The organism is Streptomyces sp. NPDC093071, assembly GCF_044754545.1.
Classification (GTDB): Bacteria; Actinomycetota; Actinomycetes; order Streptomycetales; family Streptomycetaceae; genus Streptomyces.
On sequence record NZ_JBIVPH010000002.1, the window covers coordinates 1,093,204 to 1,108,469 of the forward strand.

Below are 15,266 nucleotides of genomic sequence, written 5' to 3' on the forward strand. Positions count from 1 at the left end.
AGCCGTCCGGGGCCGTCATGCAGCTTCTGCATAGCCGATGCAGCACGGGCACGGGCCATCGCGAACACCCGCCGTTCCACGGTTCCTTGGGCTGGTCGATCCCACCCCTGGAGGCTGCTCGTGGAAGCGCACCAGATCACTTTCTCCGTCCTGCCGACGCCGGCTGCCGTGACCACGGCACGCCGACGGGTCCGGGACACCATCCAGGACTGGGCGGAGACCCCTCCGGATTCCGATGTCGTCCACACGGCCGAAGTGGTGTTCAGCGAACTCGCGACGAACGCGATCCGGTACGCCGGACACCACCCGATCCCTGTGGACGTCCGCCTGTCCGGCGCGGTGCTGCGCGTAGAGGTCCGCGACCGCGGCCCCGCGTTGCCCGCCCCGACACTGCCGGAGGACGACAGCGAGGGCGGACGCGGCCTCTTCCTGGTCGGCGTGCTCGCCAGCCGCTTCGGCTCGACGCCCACGGACTCCGGCAAGTCCTGCTGGGCCGAGATCGACATGGCCGGGCCCTCGTCCCTCGCGGCCACAGCCACGGCCACCGCGTCCCTTCCCGTACAGAGGAGTTACACGTGAGCACCCGCGTCCCCGCCGTCACGGCCCAGGTGATCGCGATCCGGCCCGGCCGGCCCCTCGCCGGGGCCGTGACGGTCGACGGTTCAAAGAACGCCGCACTCCCGCTCGTCGCCGCTGCGGCCGCCCTCCTTCGCCCCGTACGTCTCGACAACGTCCCCGCCAGCTCGGACGTCCAGACACTGCTCGACCTGCTGGGGCAGGCGGGCTGGAACATCACCCACCCGGCCGGTGACAGCCACACCGTCCTCGTCCTCCCCGGCGAGGCCACCCTGACGCCCGACGGCTTGGGCGAGGCCGCGTCCAGCATCCGTGCCTCGTACTACCTCGTCCCCGCCCTGATCGCCCTGTACGGCCGTGCCCGGCTCCCCTGGCCGGGCGGTTGCCGGATCGGTGACCGTGGCATGGAGCAGCATTTCAAGGTGTACGAAGCCTTCGGCGACCGCGTCCGCGTGGACGATCGCGGGTACGTGGTCGAAGCCGGCAAGTCGGTCCCCGGCACGGTGTCGCTGGTCCTGCCGTTCCGCTCGCGCGGGGCGACGATCGCCGCGGTGCTGCGCGCCGTGGTCGCGGGCACGCCGCTGCGGCTCGGGCAGCCGAACCTCTCCCCGGAAGTCCTCGGTGTCGTGGACGTGCTGACGGCCCTGGGGTACGAGTGCCGTGCCGGCGAGCGCGTCCTCACCCTCGTACCGCCGGATTCCGTCTCGGAGGACGTGCCCGTCTGGAAGGTGCCAGGAGACAAGATCGAGGCAGGGACGCTGGCCTGTGCCGTGGCCGCAACCGGTGGCACGGCGCGGATCGAGGGCGTCCACGGACCCGACGTCGCACCGCTGGTCTCAGCCTTGCACCGGATGGGTGTCCCCACGACCGATGAAGCCGAGGCGCTCGTCATCCACGGCCGGAACACCCAGCCGGCCGGCCGCCCCCTGCGTGCCTTGGCCTCCCTCGCCCCCGGTGGCCTCGACGCCGACTTCGAACCGCCGCTCCTCGGCCTCGCCCTGGGCTTCCCCGGCACCCACCTGTTCTCGGACCCGATCAACCCCGGCCGCCACAGCAACCTCGTACCCCAGCTCGTCCGCATGGGCGGAGAGATCACCGAACTGTCCTCCACCGAATGCCGGTTCACCGGCCCCCAGCGACTGACCGGCGCCGGAGTGGAGGCGACCGACATCCGTACCGGATCGGCGCTGATGGTCGCCGGTCTCACCGCCCGGGGCGTCACCACGCTCGGCGGGGTCGACCAGATCCGTCGCGGGCACGCCGACCTCCCCGGCAAGCTCCTCGCCCTCGGCGCCGACATCTGCGAGGTCACCCCGTGACCGCCCCCAGACGCTTCCGGCGAATCGTCGCCACCACCGACGTCCACTCCGCCTTCGACGACGCCGTACCGATGCTCGCGCGCCTGCACGCCGCGAGGCGCGACAGCTTCGTCGTCGACTGCGGAGACTTCTTCGAGGGCACGGGCTACTACCGGCTCGGCCGAGGCCGGATCGAGCAGGACGTCCTCGTTCGTCTCTACGACGCTGTCGTCCCGGGCAATCACGGCTGGGTCCACCACTTCGAGCCCGGCCTCCACGACATCACGGTGTGCGCGAACGCCATCGACGACGAGACCGGCGAGCCGCTCTTCCACCCGATCCGCCTGGTGCGCGTCGGCTCACGACGTGTCGCCGTCACGGGGATCATCGGCCAGCAGGCGTTCAACGCCATTCCGGCCGACCAGCGCGCCGGTCACCGTGTCGGCGAGCCGGTCCGGGCGTTGCGCGAGCTGATGCTGGCCCATCACCACCAGGCCGACTCCTGGGTCGTGCTGAGCCATTCCGGGTTCGACGAGGACCTCAAGCTGGCCGCAGCGTGCCCGTTTCTGGACGTCGTCTTCGCCGGGCACTGCCACAGCGAGCGGCCGGAACCGGTGCCCGTCGGGGACACGCTGGTCCTCAAGGGGGGAGAGCTCGCGACCGGGTACGCGCTGGCCGAACCCATGGGCGTCGGCTGGGCCGCGCAGGTGGGATCCTTCCCGCCGGCGGCCGTCCTCCCTCCCGAGCTGACTCCCGTGCGGCAGGCCGTCGACGCCCTCCGCGAGGAACTGCGCACTCCGCTCGGCCCGCTCCGGCTCCCGTACAGGAACGGTCCGCTCGACCGTCGCGCCCTGCTCGCCGACGTCGCCGACCGCCTCCACCACGGCCTGGGCGCCGAAGCCGTGCTATTGAACGAGACCACGCTCCGGTCGCCCGAGCTGGGGACCGTACTCACGCGAGGCGGGCTGCTGGCCGTCGAACCCTTCGACAACCAGCTCGTGCACGCCCACGTTCCCGAGCGCTTCGCCACCGACCCGAAAGCGCTCCTCGCCCACCTCACCGAGCAGGCGGGCCCGGTCGTGTCCGCGCCCGGTCCCCTGCCGGACCGCCTGCCGACCGTGCTGACCACCGGTTATCTCGCCGACGCGTACCCCGGAGGCCGTACCCGACAGGCCGGCATCCGTCTCAGCCAGGCCGTACAGCGCACGCTCACCGATGGAGACTCCCGATGATCCTCACCGGCCCCGAAATCACCCAGGCCACGGCCGACGGACGCATCCGCATCTCCCCGTTCGAGCCGGCGCAGGTGAACCCGAACAGCTACAACGTCCGTCTCGGCAGCACCCTGCTCACCTACACCGCGGACACCTTGGACGCCCACCGGCCGAACGCCACCGAGTCGGTCGAGATCGGGCCGGACGGCTTCGAGCTCCAGCCCGGCCAGCTCTACCTCGGCCACACCATCGAGGAAGTCGGCTCGGACACCTTCGTCCCGCTCCTCTTCGGCCGCTCCTCGGTAGGCCGCCTCGGCCTGTTCGTCGAGATCACCGCACCCATCGGGGACATCGGCTTCCACGGCCAGTGGACGCTCATGCTCTCCCCGATCCGGCCGTTGCGCGTGTACCCGGGCATGCGGATCGGCCAGGTCATGTTCTTCGTGTCGGTCGGCCCGGTGGCGCTCTACGCGGGCAAGTACCAGTCCTCCGCCGGCCCCCGGCCCTCCGCGTACTGGCGCGACCTCGCCGCCCCAGGGGCGGTGGTCTCGTGATCCTCACCGGTCCCGCCATCGCCGCCGCCAGGGCCGCCGGCGAGATCACCATCGAGCCGTACGAGCCCCGGAGGATCTCCCCCAACGCCTACGACTGGCGTCTCGGCGACACCCTGCGCTTCCACGAGGGCTCGCTGGACGCGGCGAGGCCGACGGAGTTCCAGGAAGTGACGATCCCCGACGCGGGCTACGTGCTGCGGCCGGACGTCCTCTACCTGGGGACGACGTACGAGCGGACCGGCTCGGAGGCGTACGCGCAGTTCCTCAACGGCGACCGGACGATCGGCGCGCTCGGCATCTGGGTCCACGTGTCCGCTCCCCTCGGGCACCAGGGCCACGCCATCCGCTGGACGCTGGAGATCCGGGCGAGCCGACCGGTCCGGATCCATCCGCGCATGACGTTCGGCAAGCTCGTCTTCCTCCAAGCCCTCGGCGCCACGGCCAGCTACCAGGACCACGGCCTGAAGTACCGGACCAGCCAGGGCATCGAAGCGTCCCGCCTCTACGAAGAGAACCCGGGAGGCCCCGCGTGAACCCCACCGTCGTCACGGCCCTCGACCTGCCGTTCCCGAGCCCCGGCGGAAGCGTCGAGCTCTTCCTCGACCTGTACACCGGCCGCAGTCCCCTCCTTCCCGCGCGGTCCTTCATGCTCGCGCCCGAGCACAGAGGCCTGCGGCCGTCCGTGCCGGCCGGGCTGGAACTGGTGCGGGCACCGGGGAAGTGCCTGACCGGGTATGCGTTCCGCCGGTACGTCGCCACCCTCCAGCGCGCTCTCACCGAGGCGGTCGACCCGGGCGACGTCGAAGTTCTGCACCTGCAACACCTGGCCTTCGGCGCCACACCGGCCCTGCTTCGAGCCTTCCCGAAACGCCCTCGGATCGCCCTCGTCCACGGCACGGACCTCCTCTTCGCCGAGACGCACCCCGAGCAGCTCGCCACCCTGCGCGAGGCGGCCCGGGCCGCGGACGTCGTCGTGGTGCCGACCGGCGCGATGGCGGACCGACTGCTTCTCCTCGCCCCGGACATCCCACGCCGCAAGATCGAGAAGATCCCGTGGGGCATCCCGGACCGGCTCATCGCCAGCCCTCCCCCACGGCGCCGAAACCATCCCACCAGCCACCTGCGGATCCTGTACGCCGGCCGCCTCACCCCCGAGAAGGGCTTCGACACCCTCCTCACGACCCTCCCTCTCACCCGGTCCACCGAGCTGTCCATCGCGGCACCCCGAGCCGAGTTCCACGCGCTCCGCCCCCGCCTCCACCAGCTCGGAGTACACGTCCACTACCTCGGCTGGCTCCGCCGGCCGCAGCTCTGGAAGACCTTCGCCGACCACGACGTCCTGGTGATGCCCTCCACGACGCTGGAGGCCATGGGCCTCGTGGCCCTCGAAGCCCAGGCGTGCGGCCTACCCGTCCTCCACCAGCCGGTTCCCGGCCTCAAGGAGTCCCTGGGCGGCAGTGCCCTCGCCACCGACTTCGCCGACCCGCACGCCGTAGCCCGCGAACTCGACCGCCTCCGCACCAGCCCCGGCCTCCTGTCGGCGCTCCGTGCGGCCGGCGCCACCAACGCGGCTCGCTTCCCCCTGAGCACCACCGCCACGGCCCTCGCCGAACTCGGCAAGCGGCTCGCCTGATCACCCGTGGCGCACCCCGAAGAGGGCGGGCCGCCTCACTACGATCGGACCACCATGACGCTCGACATCCCGCGCATTGAGCAGCTCCTCCAGGACGGTGTCCGCGACCGGGTCTACCCGGGAGCCGTCTGGGCCGTCGGCAACGCCTCCGGTACGACGGCGAGTGGGGCGGTCGGCCTCCTCGACCCGACCCGCCCCGACGAGCCGATGCGGCTCGACACCGTCTTCGACATCGCCAGCCTCACCAAGATCGTCGCCGTGTGGGCCGTCATCGGCACCCTCGTCGAAGAGGGCAAGCTCCAGCTCCACACCCCGCTCGGCACCTTCTGGCCCGAGGTCACCGGCCATCCGCTCGCCCAGGTCACCACCCACGAGCTCCTGACCCACACGGCGGGCCTCCCTCTACGCGCCAACCTCAAGAACCTCTACGGCACCGACCCCCAGGACATCCGCGACGGTGTCCTCCACGAGGCCCTCCACCGCGCCCCGAGCGAGGCCGTCGAGTACACCGACCGAGCCGCCCTCGTCCTCGGGTACCTCGCCGAATACCTCGCCGGTCAGCCCCTCGACGTCATGGCGGCCAGCCGCATCTGGGAGCCCCTCGGCATGACCGAGACCCGCTTCGGCCCCCTGCCAGCGGACGTGGTCGCACGCTGCGCTCCTACAGAACTCGACGAGGAGTCCGGCACCCACATCAAAGGCACCGCCCATGACTTCTCCGCCCGCCTCCTCGGCGGCACCTGCGGCGTCGCCGGCGCCTTCTCCACCCTCGCCGACCTCAGCCGCTTCCTCCAGCACATGCTCGCCCCGACGCAGGCCGCCTTCGGCCCGACCTGGATCGCTGGCTCCCTCCACATTCGTACCGGCGAGCTCACCCCCTCCCGCGGCCTCTTCTGGCACCCCGCACCCGGCACCGATCTGCGTGAGGATGTCTGGGTCCACTACGGCTTCACCGGCACAGGTATGTGGATCAGCCCGAAGCAGCAACGCTGGGCGGCCCTCCTCACCAACAAGCTCTACTTCACACGCGATCGCGAGCTACTCGCTACCGCACGCGACGTGTTCCGTGCACTGGCTTTCGAACGCCCCTAAACCTTCCCGGGTCGGTGCACCCGCAACGCTCCCGTCGCAGGAAACTAGCAGAGGTCAAGCAGCAGGCTCCCGCCCGGGATGCCCCTTCGGTGGGTCAGAAGCTGGCAAGCCTGCACAGGACACCGCAAGCGATGATCCTTCAACTGATGGGTGGTGCGTCCCGACGCCCGCAAATGCCGATCCGGCCTCGGTGACCCTATCGGGAGAAGGCTGTCGGTCCAGTCCCGACGCTCGCCCCAGCCCAGCTAGCTCTCTCCGTAAAATGTCGTGCGCACAGAGCACTGACAGTGGGGTGGAACTATGCACAAGATCGTACGGTTGGAACTTCTGGGGCTTGCCGACTCTGACGATGACGAGCTGCTACGTCTTGGGAGCCAGTTGCGCCGCGCTCTCGAAGAGCTGGATGTAGTGGACGTACGGTCGGGGCGGTCCGCAGGAGGAATCTCGAACGGGGCCAAGAGCGGCGAGCTGATTGCTGCCGGATCGGTTGTCGTCACGGCCGCGTCCTTTGCCCTGCGTCAAGCTCTCCTCCTCGCCGACACCTGGCTGAAGAACCGGCCTGTGCGCGGCATCAAGGTGGAGTTGGAAGGCCGGGTGATCGAGTTGAGTGACGCCTCAACTGCCGAGCGGGAACGTTTGATCGACCAGTTCCTCGCTCACCACGAGGTCCCAGCCGAGCGTCAGACCGAAGAACATCCCGCCGAGCAGACCTGACAAATATGACCACACAGTCGTTCGACAAAGGAAACCGTGGTGCCCTGCTCATCGGGACGGGGACGTACGACCATCCGGACCTGCCAGCGCTCCGTTCACCTGAAGTGGACTGCACTCGCCTGGGCACACTCCTACGTGATCCCGAGATCGGCGCCTTCGAGGCCCAGACACTAATCGATGCCGACCGCTCCACGCTGGAGCGGGCGATTTACGAGTTCTTCCTCACCGCTCGGGGCGACGACGTGCGTCTCCTGTACCTTTCTTGTCACGGGATCTTGAACCGTAATGACAAGCTGCATTTCGCCATTCGTCAAACGGATCCCGAGCGACCCGCCTATACGACAATCCCTGCGTCGTACATCCACGAAGCCATGGAAGAATGCCGCGCACGGAGCATCGTCGTGATCCTCGACTGCTGCTACAGCGGCCTCTTCCTCCCAGGGGCGAAGAGTGACGAATCGGCGAGAGTCGAGGAGGCGCTGGCCGGCCACGGTCGCGTCGTCATCACTGCTGGCACCAGGTCACAGAGGGCTTGGGAAGGGCACCACTCCGATGCTGATACGCCCGCGCCGTCCCTCTTCACAGGGATGCTGATCGAGGGCATGTCCAGCGGTGCCGCCGATCTCAATGGCGACGGTTTCGTCACTCTCCAAGAGCTCTATCGGTATGCCTGTGAGCGTCTTCATCAGGAGGGGGCTGCACAAAACCCTCGTATGGGTGGCGAGATGCAGTACGACATCGCACTGGCCAAGGTTCGGAAGAAGCGGAAGCAGCGGTCCCCAGACCGCACGGACAGCCGGGTTCGTAGGTCCGCTGGGACCCGGGCGCGGCACAAGCCCGAGCCCTGGCAGACCCGTGCCGCCTCCGGTCCCGCTCGGCAGCCCGTCCTCTCCGACGGACTGTTGGCGGTACATGAGGCATACAGGCTGCATGTGATCGATCTCAAATCTCGGCAGCGGTCCGGTCTGATCCAGATGCGGTACCCCGGCAGCCCTGCCATTCATGCGGACACCGCCTATTTCCCGGGCAAAGACGGCCGTCTATATGCGGTCGACCTACGGACTGGAAAGCCCCGCGCATCTCATCCGGTACTGGTCCGCGACGGATTGCTGAGCGTTTCGAAGAATGTGCTATACGCGCCAGCCCAGGATGGCAGCTTGTACGCCTTCGACCCTTCGACACTCAGGCCCCTCTGGTCTCTCCCCACAAACAAGCTCACTATCATCTCCAGACCCAAACCCGCCGCCGGATACATGTTGTTCATGGCCAGGGAATCTCAGGCGTCGGGCGCCACGACAGACCCTGGAGCAGATCGCATAGTGGCCGTCTCCAAGGGACGTGAGGTCTGGTCGTGCAAAACCGACGCGCCTCTGTCCCCGAATTGGGCAGTAACGGACCAAGGCGTATACGCGGTCGTGCAGCCGAATGGCCCCTCAGCGCCTCAGCGGATTGTGGCGGTGAACCCTGAGAGCGGACAACTTCTTTGGTCGTTCAATACAAATGCCCGTCTCGCCGCAGCGCCGGTCGCGGCAGATGGGACATTGATCTTCGGCGACACAGAAAGGCGGCTCGTAGCTCTCGACACGAAGACTGGAGACCGCCTATGGGCCAAGGAGAAGAAGACTGAGGGACTTCTCCTCCACCAACCGCTTATTGCGGGTGACACCTTGTTCACGGCAGACCGTGCCGCAAAGTTGGCTAGCTGGAAGCTCCCGACAGGCCGAAAGATCCGATCGCAAGACCTTCTTGTGAGTCCGGACCCCCAAGGCTCCCCCGCGATCAGCGACGGTGTCATGTACGCCACGAGCTCCCAAGGTGATGTACACGCTCTACCCATATGAGTGCGCCAGACTGCCTCCACAAGGATGCGATGCCGAATCACGGTCGAATGCGTCCGCACCGGCGCGTCACCCTGCGCAGAAGGGATGTTTCCTGTCAGAGCGCCCGGAGCGGGCAGAGTGGAGCGCTGTCGCTCCGCCCGACTACGGGGGTGCGGCTAGGGTCCGACACAGCATGGTCGGCCTTCATCCAGCCTTGACTCCGCCTCAGTTGCCAGCGTCCACGTCCAGCCCAGCCGAAGATCCTTTTCTAGAGAAGACACAGCAGTCACGCGTTCCAGGCACCATCAGTCCATGGGTGCCGAGAGAGGGACACTTTGAGCCTGGTACGGACGACCACAGCACAGATATCTCCGCATGTCTCACAAGCGCGATCGAAGATCAAGTCCTGGCGTCTCCGCGTCAACCAGCGGGTTATCCGCACTCGGGTACGCGACTTCAGGTCCTCGCTTCAAACGCTTCGCGTGGCGGAAAGGTCTTTCCCGCATACCCACAGGGCATTACGGAACACGCGGATGACTCTCGAGACAGCGCCATACGGGTCGATGGGCGTGGCTCTCTTCGCCGCGTTGATGGGCTTGAAGATGATCAAGCCATCGGTGATCCTTCTCCACAACTTGGCACAGGCCGCTGGAGCCGACTCGACTGCACGGGCGGCGAAGTACGTTCTGTGGCAGCTCCGCCCTGAAGTCGCGAACCAACCCGCCCACGGCTGGGGCAGCCTCGTCTTCGTGGTCGTAGTATCCACGCCTCTGGTAGTGCCAGTGTGGTGGCTGATGGAACGCCGGATGGCACGAGGAGCCATCTTCCGCCACCAAGCGACGATGCGGACCTTGGATGCCCTCAACCTTTGCGCGGCGGCGTACAGACAGCCACCAGGAAACCGTACCTCGCAGCTTCGGGATCTCGATTGGGGACTGAGGGCAGCAGAGGATGCCATCCTTCGCGCTCATCGTCATGCCGGGACGATCCCTCGCAGATCAGTCAGGCGTGCGGCTGCGCGCTCACACGCGGCGCTGGTTGCCGGAGCCCTGCGAGCCGAAGCCCTGAAGATCGACGCAGAGCCAGATAGCGCACTACCACAGCTCGGGGCAATGCTGGTCACGATCGCGGAACGCTCTGCAGAGGGCCGCATCGGAGCCCTGCTGCCAGAAGCGGCCCTCTCAGGGGCCACCCCCGCGTCCGCGACGCGCACCGCGCTGCGGGAGTCCGCGCACGTGGCTTTGGTCATCATCGCTGCCATGACGGCAGCAATCGGGGCCTCTTCAGCACTCCCCGCCTTGGGAGCGAACGACGACCTGCGCCCCTGGCTCATCGCCGGATGCTCCGTACTGGCAGCCATCCTGGTCGGCGGCTGGCACCGCGTGGGTCGCCTCTTGGAGCTTGTGCCAGGCAAATAATGTCGGCGTTCAGGACCGCCGCTCCTTCGCCGCCCCAAAATCACCCGAAGTTCCGGGGAATGGCAGACCCTTGGATGCATTCGTGCAGGCCAGAGCCACCACTCCCCCACCCACCAGGTGCCTTCTAAGCACTTGGCCACAGGCCTGCCCCCATAAGTGAGGGGCCAGGCACGGTCATGTCCGGGCGCGGCATCCCGTCCGGTGGCGGCGCCAGCCGAGCGCGACCACGGCCGGATCCGTTCCCCCAGGTGGAAAATCGATTGCCGATTCTCGGCGAAAAAGCGAACCTTGCACGGTTTCCGACGCCGTCGCACCCCTCCGGCGCGCGTTCCCCCAGAAGGACCCGGAGACCCTGGGACGCCATGCAGATTCGAGATCTTCCCTACGCCGACCCGGGGACCCCCGACGTCCGTTCGGGCACGTGGTTCCTCGTCTGGCTCGGCCGCCGACAACTCGGCGGGCAGCTCAGGTCCCTGGCCTGGGGACTGCTGCACTACGCGGGCATCGCCGGGCTGCCGTTCGGCATCGGGCTCGCCGTCCAGGCGGTGGTGGACCGCGACGGCGGGCGGCTCGGGCTCGCCGGGGCGCTGCTCGTCGCCTTCGGGATCGCGATCGCGGCGGGCGACACGATGCTGCACCGCACCGCCGTCACCAACTGGATCACCGCCGCCGCCCGGGTGCAGCAGCTGCTGTCCCGCAAGACCGCCGAGCTGGGTTCCGTGCTGACCCGGCGGGTCGCGGCCGGCGAGGTCGTCGCCGTCTCCACCGGGGACGTCGAGAAGATCGGCTGGTTCGTCGAGGCCCTGTCGCGGTTCGCGGCGAGCGTCCTCGTCCTGGTCGCCATCTGCGCGGGCCTCCTCGTCTACCAGCCTGCCCTGGGCGCGGTGGTGGCCGTGGGCGTCCCCGTCCTCGCCCTCGCCGTGCTGCCGCTGCTCCCCCGCGCGACCCGGCGGGCCGACGAGCAGCGCGAGAAGGCGGGCCGGGCCACGGAGCTGGCCTCCGACACCGTCGCCGGGCTGCGCGTGCTGCGCGGCATCGGCGGCGAGGAGCTGTTCCTGAACCGCTACCGCGCCGCCTCCCAGGAGGTGCGCGGGGCGGCCGTCCGCAGCGCCCGCATGTGGGCGCTGATCTCCGCGGTCCAGGTCGTGCTGCCCGGTCTGCTGCTCATCGCGGTCGTGGTGTACGGCGCCCGGCTCGCGCTCGACGGGCGGATCACGGTCGGCGAACTGGTCACCGTCTACGGCGCCGTGGCCCTGGCCCACCATCCGCTGCGCACCGTGGAGGAGATCGCGATGGCCTTCGCCTTCTCCCGGCCGTCCGCGAAGCGGGCCGCGCGGGTCCTCGCGCTCGCGCGCACGACCACCGCCACCGGGACCGAGGACGGGACCGGGGACGGGGGCGGGGAGCGCCGGGCGTCCGGCGACCTGTACGACCCGCTGACCGGGGTGCGCGCCCCGGCCGGTCTGTTCACCGCCGTCGTCTGCGGCGACCCGGACGCGGCCGGGCGGCTCGCGGACCGGCTCGGCGGCCATCCGGCCGACCCCGGTCCCGAGCACGTCTCGGTGCTCCTCGGCGGGGTCCCACTCGACGCGCTGCCGCTGGAGGCTGCCCGTACCGCCGTCCTCGTGCAGGACAAGGACCCGGTGCTGCTCTCCGGCACCCTGCGCGAGCTGCTCGACGTGCCCGCGTCGGGCGCGGTGCGGGCCGGGGACGCGCTGGCCGCCGCCCGCTGCGAGGACGTGCTCGACGCGCTGGCCCAGGCGTCCGTGGACACCGGGGGCGATCCGATGCGGACCCGGATCACCGAGCGGGGCCGGTCGCTCTCCGGCGGCCAGCGCCAGCGCCTCGCGCTCGCCCGGTCCCTGGTGGCCGACCCGGAGGTGCTGGTCCTCGACGAGCCGACCTCGGCGGTCGACGCGCACACCGAGACGCGGGTGGCCGCCGGGATCGCCGGGCTGCGGGCGGGCGCGACCACCGTGGTCCTGGCCTCCTCGCCGCTGCTCCTGGACCGCGCCGACCGGGTGGTCCTGGTCCACGACGGCGCGGCGGTCGCGGTCGGCACCCACCGCGAGCTACTCGCCCGGGAGCCCCGCTACCGCGCGGTCGTCACCCGCGAGACGGACGAGGAGCTCGCCGCCGTCCCCGCTCCCGGGGACGCGCTCGAAGCAGACGCGCTCGAAGCACTGGAAGGGGAATCGGCATGATCGGCCTGGCGCCGCCCTCGTACGACCCGGCGGCCCCGACGACGGCGACGACGCTGCCCGTCGCCACGGCCGCGACCGTCCGCGGCTACGTCCGCGAGCTGTTCGGCCGCCACCGCCGGGCGTTCGCCCTGCTCGTCGGGGTGAACGCGGTCGCCGTGATCGCCTCGATGGCCGGACCGTACCTGCTCGGCTCGGTGGTGGACGACCTGGCGGCCGGGGCGCGCGAGCTGCACCTGGAGCGGACGGTCGCGCTGTTCGCGGTCGCGCTGCTCGTCCAGGCCGTGTTCGTGCGGCTCGTACGGCTGCGCGGGGCGGTGCTCGGCGAGGAGATGCTCGCGGACCTGCGCGAGGACTTCCTGGTGCGTTCGGTGGGCCTGCCGCCGGGCGTGCTCGAACGGGCCGGGACCGGCGACCTGCTCTCCCGGATCACCACGGACGTCGACCGGCTCGCCAACGCCATGCGCGAGGCCGTGCCCCAGCTGGCGATCGGCGTGGTGTGGGCGGGGCTGCTGCTCGGCGGCCTCGTGGTGACCGCCCCGCCGCTGGTGCTCGCCCCGCTCCTCGCGGCGCCGCTCCTCGTCGTGGGCTGCCGGTGGTACTTCCGGCGGGCGCCCTCGGCGTACCGCTCGGAGGCCGCGGGGTACGCGGCGGTGGCCGCCGCGCTGGCGGAGACCGTCGACGCGGGCCGCACGGTCGAGGCGCACCGCCTCGGCGCGCGCCGCGTCGCCCTGTCGGACCGGCGGGTCGGGCGCTGGGTCGCGTGGGAGAGGTACACGCTCTTCCTGCGCTCGGTGCTCTTCCCCGTCGTCGACCTCACGCACGTGGTGGTGCTGTGCGTGGTGCTGCTGCTCGGCGGGGCGTTCGTGCTGCGCGGCTGGATGGACGTGGGGCAGCTGACCACGGGCGCGCTGCTCGCGCAGATGCTGGTGGAGCCGGTCGGGATCGTGCTGCGCTGGTACGACGAGCTCCAGGTCGCGCAGGTGTCCCTGGCCCGGCTCGTGGGCGTCCGGGAGATCGAGCCGGAGGCGGGCGACGGGAAGGTGCGGCCCGAGGGCCGGACGGTGCGGGCGGACGGGGTGCGGTTCGGCTACCGGGAGGGCGTCGACGTGCTGCACGAGGTGTCCCTGCGGGTGGCGCCGGGCACCCGGCTCGCCCTGGTCGGTCCGTCCGGCGCGGGCAAGTCCACCCTCGGGCGGCTGCTCGCGGGGGTGTACGCGCCCCGGGCCGGGTCGGTCACCCTCGGGGCGGCCGAGCTGGCGCGGATGCCCGCCGAGCGGGTCCGCGAGCACGTGGCCCTGGTCAACCAGGAGCACCACGTCTTCGTGGGCTCCCTCCGGGACAACCTGCTGCTCGCCAGGACCGGGGCCGGCGACGCCGAGCTGTGGGCGGCGCTCGCGGCCGTGGACGCGGAGGGCTGGGCCCGGGCCCTCGACGGGGGCCTGGACACCGAGGTGGGCTCGGGCGGCCGGTCGCTCACCCCGGCGCAGGCCCAGCAGATCGCCCTGGCCCGGCTCGTCCTGGCGGATCCGCACACCCTGGTCCTGGACGAGGCGACCTCGCTGCTGGACCCGCGGGCGGCCCGCCATCTGGAGCGGTCGCTCGGCCGGGTCCTGGACGGGCGCACGGTCGTGGCGATCGCGCACCGGCTGCACACCGCGCACGACGCCGATCTGATCGCGGTGGTCGAGTCCGGCCGGATCAGCGAGCTGGGCAGCCACGAGGAGCTGGTCGCGGCGGACGGGGCGTACGCGGCGCTGTGGCGGTCCTGGCACGGGTGACCGGGCCCGGGGCGTACGCGAGGGGGCCCGCACCGGATGTCCGGTGCGGGCCCCTTCGCGTACGGGCGGGGCTACACCAGGCCGAGCGCGAAGACCGCGCCGATCCCGCCCAGGAGCATGAAGGCGGGGGTGAGGACCTTCAGCTCGACCCAGCTGCCGGCCCGGAACCGCATGAACTTGGGCGGGCCGACCGGGTACCAGAACTTGCGGCCGACGGGTATGGGCCAGAGGACCGGGCAGCCCGAGACCGTCAGGGCGTCGCCGATGTCGTGGACGAGGGCGCCGAGGACGATCGGCAGCCCGAGCCACAGGTACTCCTGGCCGGGGCCGGTGAAGAACCAGTTCGCGCCGTTGCCGGGGTCTTCGAGGATGTCCGCCATGATCCAGGCGCCGGCCGCGCCGAGCAGCCAGACCAGGACGTCGCTGGAGGCGCGGGCGGCCTTCCACAGGAGGCCTTCCACGGCCAGGACGACGTGGACGAAGAGGAGGGCGAGGACCGCCCACCGGCCGCCGCCGACCGCCGCCGCGGAGGCCCCGACGCCCATCAGGGCCGCCCAGAGCCAGGTGTGGGTGAGGGTCCGGTGTCCCCCGGTCCGCCGGGGGTCGGCCTTGGAGCGGGTGGCCTTGTAGACGGCGTACGACAGCTTGTCGATGATCCCGCAGAGGATCTTGGAGAGGGGGCCGAAGGAGCGGGATATGGTCGCGGACTTGTGGTCGAGGTCGGGGGCGAGGGCGGCGCCCGCGCAGATGAGCGCGCCGACGACGAGCACCGGCCAGGGCATCGGGCGGTCGTAGGCCGCCGCGAGGGCCCCGACCCCCAGCCAGGCCGCCGCTCCGGACAGCGAGTGCGCCGGTCCCATCATGGTTGGCCCGCCCCGTTTCTCCCCTGCCGGCGCTCGGTTGACGTCCGGTCGACGGACGAGCCTACCGCTCGTGATCAACACCGTCGCCGGCCGGTTCCCTCC

The 15,266-nt window shown here is 70.4% G+C and carries 13 protein-coding genes; 12 read left to right on the forward strand and 1 reads right to left on the reverse strand.

The window, feature by feature from the left end:
- Window positions 1–168: 168 nt before the first annotated feature.
- The 12 genes from ACIQD7_RS10390 (at window position 169) to ACIQD7_RS10445 (ending at window position 14,301) form a co-directional block, all read left to right on the forward strand.
- Window positions 169–579: an ATP-binding protein gene (locus tag ACIQD7_RS10390; RefSeq protein ID WP_402441248.1), complete on the forward strand. Its 411-nt coding sequence runs from the start codon at window positions 169–171 to the stop codon at window positions 577–579.
- Complete coding sequence (locus tag ACIQD7_RS10395; protein WP_402441249.1) at window positions 576–1,895, forward strand: UDP-N-acetylglucosamine 1-carboxyvinyltransferase; 1,320 nt, start codon at window positions 576–578, stop codon at window positions 1,893–1,895. The genes ACIQD7_RS10390 and ACIQD7_RS10395 overlap by 4 nt, the downstream gene beginning before the upstream one ends.
- Window positions 1,892–3,106: a metallophosphoesterase gene (locus tag ACIQD7_RS10400; protein WP_402441250.1), complete on the forward strand. Its 1,215-nt coding sequence runs from the start codon at window positions 1,892–1,894 to the stop codon at window positions 3,104–3,106. The genes ACIQD7_RS10395 and ACIQD7_RS10400 overlap by 4 nt, the downstream gene beginning before the upstream one ends.
- Entirely contained in the window at window positions 3,103–3,642 is a 540-nt protein-coding gene (dcd, locus tag ACIQD7_RS10405; RefSeq protein WP_402441251.1) for a dCTP deaminase, read from the forward strand. Before ACIQD7_RS10400 ends, dcd begins: the two co-directional genes overlap by 4 nt.
- Complete coding sequence (locus tag ACIQD7_RS10410) at window positions 3,639–4,175, forward strand: dCTP deaminase domain-containing protein (protein ID WP_402441252.1); 537 nt, start codon at window positions 3,639–3,641, stop codon at window positions 4,173–4,175. Before dcd ends, ACIQD7_RS10410 begins: the two co-directional genes overlap by 4 nt.
- Window positions 4,172–5,275, forward strand: coding sequence for a glycosyltransferase family 4 protein (locus ACIQD7_RS10415; RefSeq protein WP_402441253.1), 1,104 nt, complete (start codon window positions 4,172–4,174; stop codon window positions 5,273–5,275). The genes ACIQD7_RS10410 and ACIQD7_RS10415 overlap by 4 nt, the downstream gene beginning before the upstream one ends.
- Before the next feature lie 54 nt (window positions 5,276–5,329).
- Window positions 5,330–6,367 (forward strand): serine hydrolase domain-containing protein, encoded by a 1,038-nt coding sequence (locus tag ACIQD7_RS10420; protein WP_402441254.1) that lies wholly within the window; start codon window positions 5,330–5,332, stop codon window positions 6,365–6,367.
- Between the two features lie 300 nt (window positions 6,368–6,667).
- Window positions 6,668–7,081, forward strand: coding sequence for a hypothetical protein (locus ACIQD7_RS10425; protein WP_402441255.1), 414 nt, complete (start codon window positions 6,668–6,670; stop codon window positions 7,079–7,081).
- Between the two features lie 5 nt (window positions 7,082–7,086).
- Entirely contained in the window at window positions 7,087–8,922 is a 1,836-nt protein-coding gene (locus ACIQD7_RS10430; protein WP_402441256.1) for a PQQ-binding-like beta-propeller repeat protein, read from the forward strand.
- 512 nt (window positions 8,923–9,434) lie between these two features.
- Window positions 9,435–10,319 carry a hypothetical protein gene (locus ACIQD7_RS10435; RefSeq protein WP_402441257.1) on the forward strand — a complete coding sequence of 295 codons (885 nt, stop codon included), beginning with the start codon at window positions 9,435–9,437 and terminating at the stop codon, window positions 10,317–10,319.
- Between the two features lie 362 nt (window positions 10,320–10,681).
- Window positions 10,682–12,523 (forward strand): ABC transporter transmembrane domain-containing protein, encoded by a 1,842-nt coding sequence (locus tag ACIQD7_RS10440; protein WP_402441258.1) that lies wholly within the window; start codon window positions 10,682–10,684, stop codon window positions 12,521–12,523.
- Entirely contained in the window at window positions 12,520–14,301 is a 1,782-nt protein-coding gene (locus tag ACIQD7_RS10445; protein ID WP_121830009.1) for an ABC transporter ATP-binding protein, read from the forward strand. The genes ACIQD7_RS10440 and ACIQD7_RS10445 overlap by 4 nt, the downstream gene beginning before the upstream one ends.
- A gap of 71 nt (window positions 14,302–14,372) precedes the next feature.
- On the opposite strand, the gene ACIQD7_RS10450 is transcribed toward ACIQD7_RS10445, so the two are convergent.
- Window positions 14,373–15,164 (reverse strand): metal-dependent hydrolase, encoded by a 792-nt coding sequence (locus ACIQD7_RS10450; RefSeq protein ID WP_121830008.1) that lies wholly within the window; start codon window positions 15,162–15,164, stop codon window positions 14,373–14,375.
- Between the last annotated feature and the right edge of the window lie 102 nt (window positions 15,165–15,266).